The sequence below is a fragment of the Stenotrophomonas sp. X genome (assembly GCF_055721025.1).
In genome coordinates, this window is sequence record NZ_CM146756.1 from 2,285,535 (window position 1) to 2,299,546 (window position 14,012).

14 protein-coding genes and 1 pseudogene are annotated in these 14,012 nt (G+C 67.7%); 8 read left to right on the plus strand and 7 right to left on the minus strand.

The window, feature by feature from the left end; all coding sequences use genetic code 11:
* Window position 1: 1 nt before the first annotated feature.
* Genes ACZ75I_RS10595 through ACZ75I_RS10605 form a run of 3 tightly spaced genes read right to left on the minus strand, consistent with a single transcriptional unit; the run spans window position 2 to window position 2,473 of the window.
* The gene (locus tag ACZ75I_RS10595) at window positions 2–1,255 is read right to left on the minus strand and encodes an ABC transporter permease (protein ID WP_346476025.1); all 1,254 of its coding nucleotides are present in this window, start codon (window positions 1,253–1,255) and stop codon (window positions 2–4) included.
* Entirely contained in the window at window positions 1,248–1,943 is a 696-nt protein-coding gene (locus ACZ75I_RS10600) for an ATP-binding cassette domain-containing protein (RefSeq protein ID WP_346592795.1), read from the minus strand. Before ACZ75I_RS10600 ends, ACZ75I_RS10595 begins: the two co-directional genes overlap by 8 nt.
* The gene (locus tag ACZ75I_RS10605; RefSeq protein ID WP_346476023.1) at window positions 1,940–2,473 is read right to left on the minus strand and encodes a ZrgA family zinc uptake protein; all 534 of its coding nucleotides are present in this window, start codon (window positions 2,471–2,473) and stop codon (window positions 1,940–1,942) included. Before ACZ75I_RS10605 ends, ACZ75I_RS10600 begins: the two co-directional genes overlap by 4 nt.
* A 32-nt stretch (window positions 2,474–2,505) precedes the next feature.
* Here ACZ75I_RS10605 and ACZ75I_RS10610 point away from each other — a divergent pair, with 32 nt between their 5' ends.
* Window positions 2,506–2,982, plus strand: a complete 477-nt coding sequence (locus tag ACZ75I_RS10610) for a MerC domain-containing protein (RefSeq protein WP_346476022.1) — start codon at window positions 2,506–2,508, stop codon at window positions 2,980–2,982.
* Window positions 2,983–3,055: 73 nt separating this feature from the next.
* Here ACZ75I_RS10610 and ACZ75I_RS10615 read toward each other — a convergent pair whose 3' ends face one another.
* Entirely contained in the window at window positions 3,056–3,958 is a 903-nt protein-coding gene (locus ACZ75I_RS10615) for a LysR substrate-binding domain-containing protein (RefSeq protein ID WP_346476021.1), read from the minus strand.
* A 118-nt stretch (window positions 3,959–4,076) separates the two neighbouring features.
* Here ACZ75I_RS10615 and dkgB point away from each other — a divergent pair, with 118 nt between their 5' ends.
* Genes dkgB through ACZ75I_RS10635 form a run of 4 tightly spaced genes read left to right on the plus strand, consistent with a single transcriptional unit; the run spans window position 4,077 to window position 7,117 of the window.
* Window positions 4,077–4,880 (plus strand): 2,5-didehydrogluconate reductase DkgB, encoded by an 804-nt coding sequence (dkgB, locus tag ACZ75I_RS10620; protein WP_472957821.1) that lies wholly within the window; start codon window positions 4,077–4,079, stop codon window positions 4,878–4,880.
* Between the two features lie 11 nt (window positions 4,881–4,891).
* Window positions 4,892–5,839, plus strand: a complete 948-nt coding sequence (locus ACZ75I_RS10625) for a TIGR03571 family LLM class oxidoreductase (RefSeq protein WP_472957822.1) — start codon at window positions 4,892–4,894, stop codon at window positions 5,837–5,839.
* A gap of 19 nt (window positions 5,840–5,858) precedes the next feature.
* The gene (locus ACZ75I_RS10630; protein ID WP_472957823.1) at window positions 5,859–6,797 is read left to right on the plus strand and encodes a cyclase family protein; all 939 of its coding nucleotides are present in this window, start codon (window positions 5,859–5,861) and stop codon (window positions 6,795–6,797) included.
* On the plus strand, window positions 6,794–7,117 hold the full coding sequence (locus ACZ75I_RS10635; RefSeq protein ID WP_472957824.1) for a MoaF-related domain-containing protein: 324 nt from the start codon (window positions 6,794–6,796) through the stop codon (window positions 7,115–7,117). The genes ACZ75I_RS10630 and ACZ75I_RS10635 overlap by 4 nt, the downstream gene beginning before the upstream one ends.
* A gap of 19 nt (window positions 7,118–7,136) precedes the next feature.
* On the opposite strand, the gene ACZ75I_RS10640 is transcribed toward ACZ75I_RS10635, so the two are convergent.
* The gene (locus tag ACZ75I_RS10640) at window positions 7,137–8,090 is read right to left on the minus strand and encodes a LysR family transcriptional regulator (protein WP_472957825.1); all 954 of its coding nucleotides are present in this window, start codon (window positions 8,088–8,090) and stop codon (window positions 7,137–7,139) included.
* Between the two features lie 105 nt (window positions 8,091–8,195).
* On the opposite strand from ACZ75I_RS10640, the gene ACZ75I_RS10645 reads away from it, so the two are divergent.
* A complete protein-coding gene (locus tag ACZ75I_RS10645) occupies window positions 8,196–8,939 on the plus strand; it encodes an SDR family oxidoreductase (RefSeq protein WP_472957826.1) in 744 nt (247 codons plus the stop codon).
* 139 nt (window positions 8,940–9,078) lie between these two features.
* Here ACZ75I_RS10645 and ACZ75I_RS10650 read toward each other — a convergent pair.
* Window positions 9,079–9,324 (minus strand): annotated as a pseudogene (locus ACZ75I_RS10650) (efflux RND transporter permease subunit); the annotation flags it as partial.
* Between the two features lie 112 nt (window positions 9,325–9,436).
* Here ACZ75I_RS10650 and ACZ75I_RS10655 point away from each other — a divergent pair.
* Both ACZ75I_RS10655 and ACZ75I_RS10660 read left to right on the plus strand, forming a co-directional pair.
* A complete protein-coding gene (locus tag ACZ75I_RS10655; protein WP_049411549.1) occupies window positions 9,437–10,111 on the plus strand; it encodes a response regulator in 675 nt (224 codons plus the stop codon).
* Window positions 10,104–11,477 carry a sensor histidine kinase gene (locus ACZ75I_RS10660; RefSeq protein ID WP_472957828.1) on the plus strand — a complete coding sequence of 458 codons (1,374 nt, stop codon included), beginning with the start codon at window positions 10,104–10,106 and terminating at the stop codon, window positions 11,475–11,477. Before ACZ75I_RS10655 ends, ACZ75I_RS10660 begins: the two co-directional genes overlap by 8 nt.
* 143 nt (window positions 11,478–11,620) lie before the next feature.
* Here the strand turns inward: ACZ75I_RS10660 and ACZ75I_RS10665 are convergent, their stop codons facing one another.
* On the minus strand, window positions 11,621–13,972 hold the full coding sequence (locus ACZ75I_RS10665) for a GH92 family glycosyl hydrolase (protein WP_472957829.1): 2,352 nt from the start codon (window positions 13,970–13,972) through the stop codon (window positions 11,621–11,623).
* Window positions 13,973–14,012 lie beyond the last annotated feature (40 nt).

Here is a 14,012-nt window from a genome sequence, read left to right on the forward strand (position 1 = left end):
CTCAGCCTCCCGCTGAAAGGCCATCGGCCAAGGTGCGCCGGTAAGCCAGCAATGCCGGCACCAGCCCGGCCACTGTGCTGATCAGCAGCACCCCCGCCACCCATCCCAGCTCGCGGCCATCCGGCCACACATGGCTGATCGACAAACCGAAGGTGGCCAGTACCCAGCCGCGCCCGGCAATGCTGGCGACCACCAGCAGCGACAGGGCCAGCACGCAGGCCACCGCACTGGTCGCCACCGCTTCCACCACGAGCAGGCCAGCGATGTAACCCGGCCGTGCCCCGGTGGCACGCAGGATCGCCATCTCGCGCCGCCGCTCCTGCAGGGTCGAGACCAGCAGCGCCACCAGCGAGACCATGCCCAGTGCCACCACCATCGCGCTGATCAGCCGCAGCGCCCGCTCGGCGGTGCCCAGCGACTGCCATAGCTGCTGCAGCGTGACGCCGGGCAGGATCGCCAGCATCGCCTCGTCCGGATACTCGTTGATCCTGCGCTGTACCGAGAACGTGGCAATGCGCGAATTCAAGCCCAGCATGAAAGCGGTGATGCTGGTCGGGGTCAGGTCCAGATGACGCGCCTGCTCGGCGCTCACACTCTGGCTGCGCAGCTGCACGCCCGAGCGCCAGTCGACATGGATCGCCTCGATGGCCGGCAGCGAGACCAGCAGCGACGAATCCACTGGCGTGCCGGTGCGCTGCAGGATGCCGGCGACACGGAATGGCTTGTCGGCATGCGTGGCCAGGCTGACCGCGCCGGTGCCGTGCGCCAGCACGATCTCATCGCCGAGGACGACCTTCTGTGCCTGCGCCACCTCGGCACCGATCACCACGTCATACAGGTCATCGAACGGCCGTCCGCTCGCGAACGCAAGCAGGTGCCCGGCGCCGTAGCGGTAGTGCTCGAAATAGGCATCGCTGGTACCGACCACGCGGTAGCCACGCCAGGAATCGCCCAGCGAAAGCGGCACCGCCCACTTCACCTGCGGCATTGCGGACAGCGCCTGGTAGGACTGCCAGGACACGTTATTGGTCGGGTCGCCGATATGGAACACCGAGTACAGCAGCAGGTTCACCGGCCCCGAACGCGCACCGACGATCAGGTCGGTACCGGACACGGTGCTGGCGAAGCCTTCGTGTGCTTGCGTGCGCACGCGCTCGACGCCCAGCAACAGCACCACGCTGAAGGTGATGACCAGCACGGTCAGGCCCACGCTCAACGCACGGCTGCGCAGGCTGGCCCAGGCAAGCTCAAGCATGGCCGGCACCTGCCTGGTTGATCTGAGACAGGGCAATCGTGCGGTCGAACAACCGCTCCAGGCTGTCGTCATGGCTGACCACCAGCACCGTGGTGCCGGCCGCCTGGCACTGCGCGGACATCAGCTGCAGGAAGGCGCTCGCCGCTTCGCGGTCGAGCGCCGAGGTGGGCTCATCGGCCAGCAGCAACGCCGGCCGGCCGATCAGGGCGCGCGCTGCCGCCACGCGTTGTTGCTGGCCAACGCTGAGTGTGCCTGCGCGCCGCTGCATCAGCGCCGGGTCCAGCTGCAGGGCCTGCAACAGGCGGGTGATCTCGGCATCCACCGGGCCGCTGATGCGCGCGCTGCGCACGCGCGAGAAGCGCAGGCCCAGTGCGATGTTGTCGCGCACGCTCAGAAACGGCAGCAGGTTGAACTGCTGGAAGATCACGCCCAGGTGGTCGGCACGGAAGCGGTCGCGTGCGGCGCCACGCATCGCCTGCAGTGCGTGGCCGGCGACCTCCACGCTGCCCTTGCCGGGCAGCAACACGCCCGCCAGCAGGCCCAGCAGCGTGCTCTTCCCGCCACCGCTGATCCCGCGCAGCAGCACGCTGCTGCCCTGCTCGATCCACAGCCGCGGCACATCCAGCACCAGGCGCCGGCCATAGCCGAACTGCACGCCATCCAGCGCGATCACCGGTCGCAGGCTCACGGTGCCAGCACCACGCGCAGATTGTCCGCAGTCAACACGCTGCGGTTCTGGCCACGTCCGGTGGCGCTGTTGACGATCACTTCGTGCAGGCCCGGGAACAGTGCGGGCAGGCGCACGACCATGGCCCGCAGCTCGGCCGGCCTGGCGCAGTGGTACTGCAGCGTTGCGCTGAACCCCGCGTGCCGGTGCCTGCCTGACGGCGGCGCGGCAGCCGACGCATCGAAGCCCTCGGCCCTGGCATCGTTGCCGGAAAGACGGCAGCCCGCCGCGGTTGGCAGGGTGACCCAGCTGCCGCTCTGCAGCAGCGCAGTCGCACGCGCCAGCGCGGCCTGCTCGGCTGCGTTGGCCGGCGGCCGCTCGAAATCAAGGATGCCGATGCCGGGGGCCTGCAGGGCGAACTCCAGCGTCTGCTGGTCAAGCGCAACATCGACGGTGGCCTGGCCGTGCACATGCGCACCCAACTGGCGGACGTCATGGGCCTGCGCGGTGCTGGCCGCCAGCAGCAGGAAAAGAGCAGCAGAAGACTTCATGGGGGATGCTCCAATTGTTACTATGTAACATTATGGACCACATCCCCACGACGCCCGCAAGGGCCTTGGCCCAGCCGCCACGTTCGGCACGCTGGCACCCCCGCTTCGATCTTGCCGGGGCCTGGCTGTCCCTGGCCTGCGCCGCCCACTGCATCGCCCTGCCCCTGCTGCTGGCCTTCGTGCCGGCCGCGATGATGGCGCTGCGCTCGTTCCAGCATCCCGGCCATGGCGCAATGACATGGCTGCTGATGATGTCGCGCTGGGAGTGGCTGTTCTCGTTGCTGGCCTCGTCGCTGGCCTTGGTGAGTACCTCGGCCGGGGCGCATCGGCATCGGTACTGGCGCCCCCTGCGGTTGGCGTGCGTCGGCGCCATCCTGCTGTTGTCGGCCTCGCTGTACCTGCCGTTGAAGGAATCGCTGCTCTGGCACGGCGTGGCGACAGCCAGCGGTGGCGTGCTGCTGGCATGCGCGCATATCGGAAACCGGCGCGCGCTGCACAACCGCCGGTAGTGCCGGTCGCTGGCCGGCAGCGGCGGTGATCCGGCAGATGGGGAAGCCGGCCAGCGGCCGGCTCTACCGATCTTTATTCATCGAACGGGCGCTGGCCGAGCGTCTGCGTGACGTGGTCGACGAAGCAGATGATGCGCGCGGCCAGCGCGGTGTTGCGGTAGTACACCGCATTGATCGGCTGCCGCACGTCCTGCGTCTGTTTGCCGAACAGCTGCACCAGTCGGCCCTCGCGCCGGTCCTGGCGGGTCAGGAAGTCGGACAGGCAGGCGATGCCCAACCCGGCCACCGCCATCTGCCGCAGTGTCTCGCCACTGGATGAAGCGATGGCCGGCGCGATCACGAAAGGCCCGCCATCGGCATCCTGCAGCGGCCATTCGTTCAAGGAGCTGGGCTGGGTGAAGCCCAGCAGGTCGTGCTCGCGCAGCTGCTCCACGCGCGTGGGCGTGCCGTGCCGTCGCAGGTATTCGGGGCTGGCCACCACGCGGATGCGACTGTGGCCGATCGGCCGCGCATGCAGGGTCGAATCGCGCAGCACGCCGATGCGGAACGCCACATCGGTGCGCTTTTCGATCAGGTCGGTGATGCCCTCGTTGGAATTCAACTCCAGCTCTACCTGCGGGTAGCGCTCGCGGAAGCCCTCCAGCAGCGGCACGATCACGTGCAGCATGAACGGCGTGGCGGCGTCCACGCGCAGGCGCCCGACCGGCTGCAGCCGCCGCGCCGCCATCTGTTCCTCGGCCTCGTCCACCGTGGCCAGGATCGTGCGCGCGTACTCCAGGAACGCCGCGCCCTCCTCGGTCAGTTCCAGCCGGCGCGTGGTCCGCCGCAGCAGCGTGGTCTGCAGCTTGTCCTCCAACCGCGCCAAGGTGCGGCTGGTGGCCGAGATGGTCAGCTCCAGCGCCTCGGCCGCCGCCGTGATCGAGCCGCCATCGACCACCGCCACGAAGGCCTTCAGCTCATCCAGGGTGGTTTTCATTATTTACCTCGTTGCAAAAGCATTTCCCGTATACACGGCTTAATCAACAAATGTAAAGCGCCCACACTTCGCCCTGTCCCGAGCCCGCCGGCTCTCAACGAAGTCCCTGGAGTCCCTCATGAGCGTTCCTTCCTTTGGCGTCGGCACCTTCCGCCTGACCGGCCAGACCGTCATCGACTCGGTGCGCAACGCCCTCGACGTCGGCTACCGTGCGATCGATACGGCGCAGATCTACGGCAACGAAGCCGAGGTCGGCCAGGCCATCGCCGAATCCGGCATCCCGCGCGACCAGCTGTTCCTGACCACCAAGATCTGGGTCGACAACTACGCCGCCGACAAGCTGATCCCGAGCCTGCGCGACAGCCTGGCCAAGTTGCGCACCGACTACGTCGACCTGCTGCTGATCCACTGGCCGGCGCCGGGCAATGGCGTTGAACTGCGCGAGTACATGACCGCGCTGGCCGAAACCAAGACGCTGGGCCTGACCCGCCAGATCGGTGTGTCCAACTTCAACATCGAACTGACCCGGCAGGCCATCGAGGTGGTCGGCGTTGGCGAGATCGCCACCAACCAGATCGAACTGAGCCCCTACCTGCAGAATCCGGCACTGACTGCTTTCCTGCAGGACCAGGGCATCACCGTCACCTCCTACATGACCCTGGCCTATGGCAAGGTGCTGAAGGACCCGGTACTGGCCGCCGTCGCCGACAAGCACCAGGCCACCGTAGCCCAGGTCGCGCTGGCGTGGGCGCTGCAACTGGGCTACGCGGTCATCCCGTCGTCGACCAAGCGCGAGAACCTGGCCAGCAACCTGCTCGCCCAGGACCTGCGCCTGGATGCCGACGACATGGCCGCGATCGCCGCGCTTGACCGCAACGGCCGCGAAGTCGATCCGCCGGGCCTGGCCCCGGCCTGGGACTGAGGAGCTTCGCCATGGGCAGTGCGTTGGCGCGGCTGCAGGCCGGGGGTTTCAGCATCGGCATCGAAGCACCGCTGGACAATGACTGGACGCCGCTGGGCGAACAGGCGCGACGCGCCGCGCGACGCCTGCCCGGCGAACCGGACCTGCAGCGCCATGCGGAGCTGGCACGGCTGGCCGACCGTCTCGGCTTCCGTGCGCTGTGGGTACGCGACGTGCCGGTGTACGACCCGGCCTTCGGCGATGCGGCGCAGGTGTTCGAGGTGTTCAGTTACCTCGGCTACCTGGCCGGCATCACCGAGCACATCCTGCTGGGTACCGGTGCGGTGGTGCTGCCGATCCGCGAGCCGTTGTTGACCCTGAAGTCGGCGCGCAGCGTGCAGCGGCTCAGCGGCGGCCGCCTGCTGCTGGGCGTGGCCAGCGGCGACCGCCCGGTGGAGTACCCGCTGTTCGGCCGTGACTTCGACAGCCGTGGCAGCCGCTTCCGCGAGCAGATCGCACTGTTGCGCGAAGGCGCCGCCGCGCACCTGCCGCAGGGCCTGGATGTGCTGCCCGCGGATGGCCCGGCCCTGCCGTTGTTCGTGGCCGGCCTTGCCCAGCAGCAACCGGCGTGGATCGGCCAGCACATGGACGGTTGCCTGGCCTACCCGGGCAGGCCACAGGACCATGCGCAACGTGTAGCGGCCTGGCGCGCCGTGGCCGGCAACAAGCCCTATGCGAGCTTCATCCACCTGGACCTGGTGGCCGATGCCAATGCCCCCCTGCAGCGCTGGCGCTTCGGCCTGCGCGGCGGCCGCAACGCCCTGCTGGCCGAACTGCGCGCCATGCAGGCGGCCGGTGTCGACCACATCGGCCTGCAGTTCCGCCGCAACGAACGGCCCCTGGCCGAAACCTTCCACGAAATCGCCGAGTACGTGCTGCCGCACTTCCCGGCCCATGCCGGCGCCGCCGCGGCGGCCTGACAGCTACCGGAGCTTTGCCATGAAGATGAAGACCCTGGCCGCGCTTGCGCTGGCCACCCTGCCGTTGTCCTTCCAGGCCACTGCCGAGGATTGGCATCCCTCTGCCTACGGCGCCAACGACGAGATTGGCGCGGCCAACCTGCTGACCGCGGACGTGGTCAAGCACGCGGTCTCGCTGGTCAGGACCGGCAAGACCTATCCGCTGGCGGTGCCGGTGGACAAGAACCTGCCCGCGTTCCGCCACCGCAGCTTCCGCCTGTACAACGTGCAGGTCGGCCAGCAGGCCGGCACGTCGCTGGGCCCCAACAAGTTCACCTTCAACGATGAACTGGTGAACGCCTGGACCGGCGTTGGCACCCAGCTCAATGGCATCGGCCATATCGGCATCGACAACGTCTACTACAACGGCAACAGGGCCGCCGACTTCGTCACCGTGGACGGCGTGCGCAAGCTCGGCGTCGAGAAGGTGCCGCCGATGGTCACCCGCGGCGTGGTGCTGGACATGACCGCGTACTACGGCAAGGCGATCGTGCCCGGCGGCACCGAGTTCACCGTGGCCGACATCCAGGCCGTGCTGAAGAAGCAGGGACTGAGCCTGCGCAAGGGCGACGTGGTGCTGTTCAACACCGGTTGGCTGGAACTGATCGGCAAGGACAACACGCAATTCCTGGCAGTGGAACCGGGTATCGGCATGGAGGCCGCGAAGTGGCTGGCCGACCAGGGCATCGTCGCCTTCGGTGGCGACACCTGGGCCTCGGAGGTCTACCCGAACCCGAACGGTGCCGAGGAATTTCCGGTCAACCAGTACATGCTGGCCAAGCGCGGCATCTACAACCTGGAGCTGATCGACAGCCGTGAGCTGGTGCGCGACAAGGCCTGGGAGTTCCTGTTCGTGCTCGGCCATCCGCTGTATGTCGGCTCGACCCAGGTCAACATCAACCCGGTGGCGATCCGATGAACACCGCCGCCGACCTGCCCGTGTTCGCTGGCCGCCGTTTCCGCGTCCGCTATGACGGCCTGGCCGCCGACAATGCCTACAGCGCCGATGGTCGCCACGTGCAGTACGCCATCGTCTCCGGCGCCTATGCCGGTGCACGTGGCGAAGCCGCCTGCGAGTGGCAGCAGATCAGCGACGGGATCTATGCCATTTCGTGGCAGGAAGCCGACGGCGCCACGGTGGTGCATGTCGACGACTTCGCGGGTGGGCGTTCGCTGGCCTGGTTCACCGCCCCCGATGGCAGTTTCCATCGCATGCAAGGGCCGTTGGCAGCGCTGTGATGCCGGCCAGCGGCCGGCACTATCCCCTCCGGTCGGACAGCTTCGCGTGCTGCGTCGGTAGTGCCGGCCGCTGGCCGGCAACCCCGGCCTGGTCGAACACCCCAGCCACCCAGTCGATGAACACCCGCAACCGCGGCGACGGCGTGCGGTTGCGCGGGTAGACCAGGCTCAACGGGCTAGGCGTCGGCGGCGCCTCAGGCAACAGCTCGACCAGCTGCCCGCGCGCGATGTACGGGTCCATCCGGTAGCGCGGTGCCTGGATGATGCCCAGGCCTGCCAGCGCGGCACCAAGGAAGGCGTCTGCACCGGACACACGCAACCGCGCCGGCAGCGGCACGTAGTGCACCTGCCCTCGCTGCTGGAACTCCAGCGGAATCAGCTGGCCGCTGGCGCTGGAGCGGTAGCCAACCATTTCATGCCCGTCCAGCAGTGACTCGATGCTGCCTGGGACGCCCCTGGCCTGCACGTAGCCCGGCGAGGCAACCGTGACCTCGCGCAGCATCGTCAACCGGCGCGCCGCCAGATCGCTGTCGGCCAGCGTCCCCACCCGCAACGCCGCATCCACGCCTTCGCGCAGCAGATCGACATAGCGGTCGCCTTCGCTGACGTCCAGTTCGATCTCCGGGTAGCGCTGCAGGAATTCCGGCAGGTGCGGAAACAGCAGGTGCCGGCCCAGCGTGCCGTGCACTTCAATGCGCAACGGGCCGCGTGGCGGCGTGTCACGGAACGCAGCCTCGGCATCGTCCATGTCGGCGATCAGGCGCAGGCAACGGCCGTAGAAGGTTTCGCCTTCCAGCGTCGGCACCACCACCCGCGTGCTCCGGTTCAGCAGGCGCACGCCCAGCCGCTGTTCGAGCGCCTTGATCGCGTCGGTCACCGTGGCCCGCGGCAGGCCGAGGTCCTCGGAGGCCCGGCTGAAGCTGCGGCGCTCGACGATACGGACGAAGGCGCGCATGGCCGTGAAGCGATCCATTGTTCGGCTATCCGGATGATGTTGGCGGATTATGCAGGATTATCCGAACGGGCAATGGCGCGAAGATGGCCCTGCGCCACTCCGGCGTGCCCACTGGAAACCACCATGACCCCCTCCCCCGTCCGCTCTGTCGCCCTGGTTACCGGCGGCTCCCGTGGCATCGGCGCCGCCATTTCCCGCCGGCTCGCCGCCGGCGGCCACGCGGTCGCGATCAACTATGCGGGCCGCCGCGGCGACGCCGAAGCCTTGGTGGCCGAACTCAACGCAGCCGGCGCGCAGGCCATCGCATTGCAGGCCGATGTCGCCGATCCGCAGGCGGTGCGGCAGCTGTTCGACGCCATCGAAGTCCGCTTCGGCGGGATCGACGTGGTGGTCAACAGCGCGGGCGTACTGCAGCTGGCACCATTGGCCGACACCGACGATGCCTTGTTCGAGCGGCTGATCGGCATCAACCTCAAGGGCGCCTTCAATGTGCTGCGCGAAAGTGCGCGCCGGGTGCGCGACGGTGGCCGCATCATCACCCTGTCCACCAGCGTGGTCGGCACCCGGCTGGAGAACTACAGCGTGTACGCCGCCAGCAAGGCAGCGGTGGAGACGATGGGCGCAATCCTCAGCAAGGAGCTGCGCGGGCGCGACATCACCGTGAACGCCGTGGCGCCGGGCCCGACCGCTACCGACCTGTTCCTGGACGGCAAGTCACCGGAACTGATCGAGCGGCTGGCGAAGATGAACCCGCTGGAGCGGCTGGGTACACCAGAGGACATCGCCGGTGCGGTGGCGTTCCTGGCCGGTGCCGATGGCGGATGGATCAACGGCCAGGTGCTGCGCGCCAACGGTGGGATGGTGTAGATCGCGCGGACGGCATCCACGCATGGCGCGGATCGCATCTGCGCGTGGCGCGGGGATTCGGTAGCGCCGAGCCTACGCTCGGCTGCTCTTCGCGCGAAGGCCAGACGCAGCCGAGCGTGGGCTCGGCTCTACAGTTAGGTCAGGCGCTACGGTCCTCGCGGCGCCGGTGTACCCAGTAGTACAGCGTCGGCAGTACCAGCAGGGTCAGAAGCATCGCCAACAGCATGCCGCCGATCACCAGCACCGCCAGCGGCTTCTGGGTTTCGGCACCGATCGCGTGCGAGGTGACCATCGGCAGCAGGCCGAACATCGCCAGCAGTGCGGTCATCAGCACCGTGCGCAGGCGCTGCAGTGAGTCCTGCACCAGCGACGGCAGCAGATCCATGTGCACAGGAGGGCGGCCAACACGGCCACAAGACAAGGGGAGAAATTCATGCGCGTCACGGTAAGGTGACGCACTTGCGCCAATCTTGCCCCAACCTTGCACGAAGCTTGCAATGCGAATCCTGCTGATCGAAGACGACGCCGCCCTGGCCGATGGACTGATCCGTGCCCTGCAGGGCACGGGTCATCTGTGCGACCACCTCTCGCGCGGACTGCATGCACCCGCTGCACTGGCCAGCGCGCCATATGACGTGATGGTGCTCGACCTTTCATTGCCCGACGTCGATGGCCTCGACCTGCTCTCGCGCCTGCGCAACGACGGTGTGACCCTGCCGGTGCTGATCCTCACTGCGCGCGACGGTGTAGAAGACCGTATCCTCGGCCTCGACCGGGGTGGCGACGACTATCTCGCCAAGCCGTTCGCGCTGGGAGAGCTGGAAGCACGCCTGCGTGCGCTGTCACGCCGCCGCAGCGACGCGCCTGCGCAGAAGCGGTTGGGTCGCCTGTGCTTCGACAGCATCCGCAATGAAGTGCAGGTGGACGGCCAGCGCATCGAACTGACCGCCCGCGAGCTGTCGCTGGTCGAGGCCCTGATGCAGCATCCTGGCCGCACCGTCACCAAGCAGCGCCTGTTCGACGCGCTGTACAGCTGGGACCACGAGGCCAGCCTGTCGGTGATCGAAGTGCATGTCAGCCGCCTGCGCCGCAAGCTGGAACAGGCGCGTGCCGGCGTCGGCATCCGCATGCTGCGTGGGCTTGGATACCGCTTGGAGGCCGTGGGTGACTGAGCGCGTGCACAGCCTGCGTGGCCTGCTGCTGAGACGCCTGTGGCTGCCACTGCTGGTGCTGCTGCTGTGCAGCGCGGTGGGTTCGTTCGCGCTGGCCCGCTTCTACGCCGGCCAGGTCTACGACCGCTGGCTGCTGGACTCGGCGATGTCGCTGTCCGAGCTGGTGACAGTGCAGGATGGCCGCGCTTCGATCGAGATCACCCCGGCCGTATCGCGCATGTTCACCTGGGACACCGCCGACGAAGTGCATGGCGAGGTGGTCGACGCTGCAGGCGGGCGCCTGTATGGCGACCTGCCCGAAGCACTGCCGCGCCCGGGGAGCGCTGCCGCCGATGAGGGCGCAGTCTACTACGATGCGCGCCTGCGTGGGCAGCCAGTGCGCATGGTCGAAGTCGTGGTCAGCGCCGGGCCGGGCCATGACATCCGGCTGCGCGTGGCCGAGACGCTGCGCAAGCGCCACCGGCTGGAACGCAAGCTGCTGCTGACCAGCATCCCGTTCCAGGCCGCGATCCTGGCACTGGCGGCGTGGCTGGCGTGGTCGGGCACCGGAGCCGCCGCACGCCACGCCAACCTGGTCGCACGGAAGCTGGCCAGCCCGCGGCCGGATCCATTGGCACCGCTGGACCCGGCGCAGGAAGCTCCACGCGAGCTGTGGCCGGCGGTGCAGGCGTACAACGCACTATTGCAGCGACTGGATGCGATGCAGGCGGCGCAACGGCGCTTCGTCAGCAACGCCGCGCACCAGCTGCGCACGCCGCTTGCTGCGATGCAGGTGGAGCTGGAGAGTTCCTTGCGCCAGCATGATCCGCAGGCGCAGCAGCTGGCGCTGTCGGGCACGCTGGCCGGGTTGGCGCGGCTGCAGCATCTGGTCAACCAGCTGCTGATGCTCAGCCGGTCCGAAGATCCCCATGGCAGCGCGCTGCCGCTGCGGCCGCTGGACCTGGCCGCGCTGGCGCGTGGCGTGGTCGAGCGTTACGCCGATCGTGCGTTGGCTGCAGGCGTGGACCTGGGTTACGACGGACCCGACGACAGCGTGCAGGTACAGGGCGATCCACAGCTGCTGCGCGAGGCGCTGGGCAACCTGCTGGACAACGCGCTGCGCTATGGCGCCGCGCCCGGAGTGATCACCCTCGGCGTTCGGCAGGAGACCGACGGCGTGCAGGTGTGGGTGGACGATGACGGCGCCGGCATCGCCGAAGCCGAGCGCGCGCGCGTCACGGAACGCTTCTACCGGTCCAGCAGCGAGGGCGACGGCTGCGGGCTGGGCCTGGCGATCGTGGCCGAGATCGCGCAACGGCATGGTGCGATGTTGAAGATCGAAACGGCGCCGCTCGGTGGCGCGCGCGTGGGGCTGCGGTTCCGCTGAGCGTTGCTGAATTGCCCTTGTAGAGCCGAGCCCATGCTCGGCTGCTCCTGGCACGATGCCTGAGCCGAGCATGGGCTCGGCTCTACAGGTTCCTGGTCACCCGTGAAGCGTGCCGACCAAGGTTGGCACCTACCGAGTGCGCGTCATCGGCTCATCGAATACGGCGCCTGCGCGCCCTGCCCCGGCCAGTCCTTGTTCGGCTCGGCCTGCATGCTGAAGCGCAGTTCGCCACCGGCCAGGATCTCGTCGTGGCGCAGGAAGGTACGCTGCAGCGGCGTGCCGTTCAACGTCACGCTGCCCACGTACGTGTGCGCGTCATCCAGCCCCTCGGCCACGATGGTGAACGTCTTGCCGTTGGGCAGGCGCATTGCGGTCTTCGGTAGGAACGGACGGCCAAGAATGTACTCGCCCGAACCCGGTGCAACCGGGTAGAAGCCCAGCGCGGTGAACACATACCACGCCGACATCTGGCCGACGTCATCATTGCCGGCCAGGCCATCGGGGCGGTCCGCATACTGGGTATCCATGATCTGCTTCAGGCGCGCCTGCGTGCGCCACGGCTGGCCGGCATACGAATACAGGTAGGCCACGTGGTGGCTGGGCTCGTTGCCATGTGCGTACCAGCCGATCAGGCCGGTGATGTCTTCCATGTGCTCGAAGATCGATGGATCCACCTTGGCGTTGAACACCTCGTCCAGGCGCGCGAGCAGCTTGTCGCTGCCACCGTGCGCGGCCGCCAACCCGGCGACGTCCTGCGGTACGTACCACGAATACTGCCAGGCATTGCCTTCTGTGTAGTCGGTGCCGTAGCCGCTGGCGCTGGGGTCGAAGGGCGTGCGGAAACTGCCATCGCGCTTGCGTGCGCGCATGAAGCCGGTGTCCTTGTCGAAGGCATTGCGCCAGTTGCCTGCGCGCTTGTCGAAGGTCGCTGCGATATCGGCCTTGCCCATGGCCTGCGCCATGCGTGCGATGGTCCAGTCGTCGAAGGCGTATTCCAGCGTCTTGCTGGCTGCTTCGCCCTCCTCGTCGATCGGCACGTAGCCCAGCTCGCGGTACTGCGCGATGCCGTCATAGGGACCGTAATTGGCGGTCTCGACCATTGCCTTCAGCGCCTTGTCGGCGTCGAAGCCACGAATGCCCTTCACGTAGGCATCGGCGATCACCGGCACGGCGTGGTAGCCGATCATGCACCAGTCTTCCAGGCCATGGAACGACCATACCGGCAGCATGCCGTACGGGCTGTGCTCATGGTGGGCAAGCATGGAATTGACGAAGTCGCTGTTGCGCTTCTCCGGCTGCACCAGCGTCAGCAACGGGTGCAGCGCACGGTAGGTGTCCCACAGCGACAACGTGGAATAGTGCGTGAAGCCGTCGGCCTTGTGCACTGCGTTGTCCGAACCGCGGTACTGGCCATCGGCATCCATGAACAGCGTCGGCCCCAGCATCGTGTGATACAGCGCGGTATAGGCACTGCGACGGGCATGCTCCGGCGCGTCGATGTCCAGCACGGACAGTGCCTGCGTCCACTCCTGCTTCGCCTGTGCACGCACGCGATCGAAATCGAAGTCGGCCACTTCCGCGTCGAGGTTGGCGATGGCGCCGGCTTCGCTGACCGGCGAGATCGCCACCTTCACCACCAGCGGTGCATCCAGCTTGCCGAATGCGAACGTGCCGACCAGCTGTCGGCCTTCGATCTGGGCGCGCTGCGCGGGATCCTTCTCACCCGGCGGCGGGAAGCCCTTGTAGACGATGTCCTGCTCGGTGTTGTGCAGCTCGTGCCCGGCCAGCGGGCGCGAGAAACGCATCGCGAAATACAGCTGGCGGCCCGGCGCCCAGCCGCGCGTCTCGCGGAAGCCGGTCACCGTACCGTCGGCGCGCACCCGTACCCGCGACCACAGCACCTTGCCCGGGTAGTCATACATGCTGGTACGCATGTCCAGCAGCACCTTGGCGTCGGTGCCCTTGGGGAAGGCATAGCGGTGCACGCCCACGCGGGTACTGGTGGTCAGTTCGGCGCGTACCTTGTAGTCATCCAGGGTGACCGCGTAGTAGCCCGGCTCGGCCTTTTCATCGTCATGACGGAAGCGCGATGCATAGCCGCTGCGCGGCTTCTCCGGATCGCCGCGCTCCAGGCCCGGATTGCCGGTGAACGGCATCAGCAGGATGTCGCCCAGATCGGAATGGCCAGTGCCGGAGAAGTGCGTATGCGAGAAGCCGACGATGCTGCTGTCGTCGTAGCGGTAGCCTGCGGCCCAGCCGTAGGCCTTTTCGCGCGGCTGGATGCGCGTGTCCGGGCTGAGCTGGACCATGCCGAACGGCACTGTGGCCCCCGGGTAGGTGTGGCCTTCGCCACCGGTGCCGATGAACGGGTCGACCGAGGCATAGGCGCGTTCGGCGGCGGATTTCGACGGGGCCGCCAAGGCGGTACCGGTGACAAGCATGGCGGTGGCAGCGAAGGCGATCAGGAGGCGACGGTCCAGCGTGGGCATCGGCATTTGGATCGATTCAGGTGGTAGTCGGATCCTAGCACCGGGC